The sequence below is a fragment of the Mesorhizobium sp. M7A.F.Ca.CA.001.10.2.1 genome, from assembly GCF_003998575.1.
In the GTDB taxonomy this organism is placed as follows: Bacteria; Pseudomonadota; Alphaproteobacteria; order Rhizobiales; family Rhizobiaceae; genus Mesorhizobium.
On sequence record NZ_RZQY01000669.1, the window covers coordinates 1 to 3,306 of the forward strand.

Genomic DNA, 3,306 nt, shown 5'->3' on the forward strand with positions numbered 1-3,306 from the left:
GTCGCTTGGCAGTGCTGCTTTCATGGCGGCCGGCATAGCCGGTCAGGATGTTCAAGCCCACGCCGGCAAGGCTGAGCGCCAGGAAAGGCAGCAGGATGGCCTCGAACAGATAGCTTGAGCCGATCAGCGGCACGACGCCGTAAGCGAAAGCGAGCAAAAGCACGGGCACGACCCATTTCGGCAGCACCGGCGCAGCGGCGAAATCGCTTGTTATCGCGGTCATCGTTCAGATCCTCTCGACGAGCTTCTGGCCGAACAGGCCGGAAGGGCGGATCAGCAGGAAGACGAGCGCGACGACATAGGCAAACCAGCTCTCTATGCCGCCGCCGAAATAGTCGCCGATATAGACTTCGGCGAGCTTCTCGCTGGCGCCGATCAAGAGGCCGCCGACGATGGCGCCGAGGATGGAATCGAAACCGCCGAGCACCAGCACCGGCAGCGCCTTGAGCACCACCAGCGACAGCGAGAACTGCACGCCGAGGCGTGCGCCCCACAGCAGTCCGGCCACCAGCGCGACGAGGCCGGCGGCGGCCCATACAGTGGCCCAGATCAGGGGTAGCCTGAGGCCGACCGCGAGTGCCGCGAACTGATCGTCGGCGACTGCGCGGAAGGAGAGGCCGATGCGGGTGTAGCGGAAGAACAGCGACAGCAAGAGGACCATGCCGGAAGCAACCACGGCCGCGAAAATATCGAACTGGCTGATCAGCACGCCGCCGATTTCCAGCGGCACATCCTCGATGCCGAGATCGAGGCCGTGGACCTGCGTGCCCCAGATCAGCTGGGCAGCGCCTTCGATGATGTAGGACAGGCCAAGCGTCGCCATGAACAGGGTGATCGGCGGCTTGTTGGTCAGTGGCCTGAGCACCGTGCGCTCGATGGCGATGCCGATCGCCACCATGATGGCGAAGGTGACCACCAGCGCCAGCGCGAAGGGAATGCCGCGCTCGACAAGGCTGACGAAGGTGAGTGCCGCAAACAGCAGCATCGCGCCTTGCGCGAAATTGAGCACGCCCGAGGTCTTGTAGATGAGCACGAAGCCGATCGCGACAAGCGAATACATGACGCCTGAGAGCAGGCCTCCGACGAGCACTTCGATGAAGAACTGGTAGTCGAAACCGGCGATCATATGCCTGCCCCGTCTTCATTGTCCGAGGCGACGCCGAGATAAGCATCGATGACGCGCTGGTCGTTCCTGACTTCATCGGGCGTGGCGTCGGCGATCTTGCGGCCGTAGTCGAGGACGGCGATTCGATCGGACAGACCCATGACGACGCCGACATCGTGCTCGATCAACACCACGGTGGTGGCGAAACGATCGCGCGCGGCACGGACGAAAGCCGCCATCTCGCTCTTTTCGCTCGCTGTCATGCCGGCCATCGGCTCGTCGAGCAAAAGCAGGCGCGGCTCGGCCACCAGAGCGCGGGCCAATTCGACACGCTTCTGCAGCCCATAAGGCAAGGTGCCGACAAGACGGTCGCGAATGGCGGTGAGATGGAGGAATTCGAGGACCTGTTCGGCACGGCTGCGTGAATCGCGCTGCTCGCCACGCGAGCGGCCGATGCCGAGCACCTGGCCGGCAAAGTTGGAGCGAACCTTGTAGGCAAGGCCAGAGGCGATATTGTCGAGGACGCTGAGGCCCTTGAACAGTGCAAGGTTCTGGAAGGTTCTGGCGACGCCGAGATGGGCCAGCCGCTGCGTCGGGACCTGGGCATAGAAGGTACCGTCGAGCTGGACATGGCCACGATCCGGCCTGTAGACGCCGCTGATGACGTTGATCAGCGAGCTCTTGCCGGCCCCGTTAGGGCCGATGATGGCACGGATCTCGCCTGGTAGAACCGACAGGTCGATATCGGCAAGTGCGACGACGCCGCCAAACGACAGGCTTATGCCCTGAAGCGCGAGCAAGGGAGAGGCGGCGTCGGCAACGGACCCTGCCGGCCAGGCGGCATCTTCGAACGACTGCTCCAACCGCAGGCCTGACGGCAAGCCGCGTGCAAAGACTTCCGGCGCATAGACCGAAGCGTCCATCACTCCGAGCGTATAACTGGGCAACGGCATTCCAATCGTCCTCGATTAGGCGCGCAAAATCCTATTGCCGCCCGACGGATCAGCGCGCCGGGCAAGCTTCATGTGTGCAGGCCGGCGCCTGCCCGGCGTGCCTATGGGGTGACTACTCCGCCGCCAGCGACGCCGCCGCCTCGGCATCTTCCAGTTCGCGAACGAGTGGGATGACATGCTTGCCGAAATACTCGACCTCTTCCTGGAAGTGCAGGAAACCGAGCAGGATGAGATCCGCACCCGCGCGCTTCAGGTCGACGACGCGTTGAGCGACCTGCCTGGGGGTGCCGATCAGGTTGGAGCGGAAGCCGTCATTGTACTGGACCAGGTCGTCGAAGGACGATTTCGCCCAATTGCCCTCACCTTCCGGCGAGGCCTTACCGGCGTTCTTGACCTCATGGCCGAAAGCATTGACCGCTTCGGGATTGGCCTTGGCGATGATTTCGGCGAGCACCGTCTTGGCCTCCTCCTCGGTCTCGCGAACGACAGCGAAAGCGTTGACGCCGACCTTGACGGAATGGTTGTTGGCCTTCGCCTTGGCCCTGAGGTCGTCGACCTGCTTGGCGATTTCAGCCGGCGTGTTGCCGTTGGTGAAGTACCAGTCCGAAACCCGTGATGCCATGTCGCGTGCGGCGCGCGACGAGCCACCCTGGAAGATTTCGGGCAGCGGCTGCGGCGGCTTCGGCTTCAGCGAATATTCGTTGAAGCGGTAGAAATCACCACGGAAGGTGAAGCTGTCTTCAGTCCATATTCCGCGCAGCGCACGAATGAATTCTTCCGAGCGGCGGTAGCGCTCGTCATGGTCGAGCCAATGCTCGCCAATGGCGTGGAACTCGCCGCGGAACCAGCCGGAGACAAGATTGATCGCGACGCGGCCGTTGGTCAGGTAGCTGATGGTGGCGATCTGCTTGGCCGCCAGCGCCGGGTTCCATGGCCCGGGCAGGATCGCGGCGATGACCTTGAGCGTGGTGGTCGCCGCCAGCAGATCATGGCTGAACGCCACCGATTCATGCTGTTCGTCGGCGCCGTAGCCAGCGGTGAAACGGATCTGGCTGAGCGCGTAGTCGAAGCCGGACCTCTCGGCGATCTGCGCCAGCTTGCGGTTATACTCGGCCGAATGGTTGGTGCGCTGCTCGATGTTGGAGATCACCAGGCCGCCCGAAACATTCGGCACCCAGTAGGCAAACTTGATCGCGTCGGTCTCTGCGTGTGCCATGAAATGTCTCCCATTCAGGCCGTGTCATTGAT

The 3,306-nt window shown here is 62.9% G+C and carries 3 protein-coding genes and 1 pseudogene; all 4 read right to left on the reverse strand.

Annotated elements, in window-relative coordinates; all coding sequences use genetic code 11:
* Window positions 1–223, reverse strand: a pseudogene (locus tag EN964_RS29580) (hypothetical protein); the annotation flags it as partial.
* Between the two features lie 3 nt (window positions 224–226).
* Complete coding sequence (locus tag EN964_RS29585) at window positions 227–1,126, reverse strand: branched-chain amino acid ABC transporter permease (RefSeq protein ID WP_127271920.1); 900 nt, start codon at window positions 1,124–1,126, stop codon at window positions 227–229.
* On the reverse strand, window positions 1,123–2,058 hold the full coding sequence (locus EN964_RS29590; RefSeq protein ID WP_127270762.1) for an ABC transporter ATP-binding protein: 936 nt from the start codon (window positions 2,056–2,058) through the stop codon (window positions 1,123–1,125). The genes EN964_RS29585 and EN964_RS29590 overlap by 4 nt, the downstream gene beginning before the upstream one ends.
* Before the next feature lie 112 nt (window positions 2,059–2,170).
* The gene (sfnG, locus tag EN964_RS29595) at window positions 2,171–3,274 is read right to left on the reverse strand and encodes a dimethylsulfone monooxygenase SfnG (protein ID WP_127270760.1); all 1,104 of its coding nucleotides are present in this window, start codon (window positions 3,272–3,274) and stop codon (window positions 2,171–2,173) included.
* Window positions 3,275–3,306: the final 32 nt, after the last annotated feature.

What these genes read in the sequence shown, in the direction of transcription:
- EN964_RS29585 (WP_127271920.1), bottom strand. Translation starts at nt 1,126, where the DNA reads ATGATCGCCGGTTTCGACTACCAGTTCTTCATCGAAGTGCTCGTCGGA.
- EN964_RS29590 (WP_127270762.1), bottom strand. Translation starts at nt 2,058, where the DNA reads ATGCCGTTGCCCAGTTATACGCTCGGAGTGATGGACGCTTCGGTCTAT.
- sfnG (WP_127270760.1), bottom strand. Translation starts at nt 3,274, where the DNA reads ATGGCACACGCAGAGACCGACGCGATCAAGTTTGCCTACTGGGTGCCG.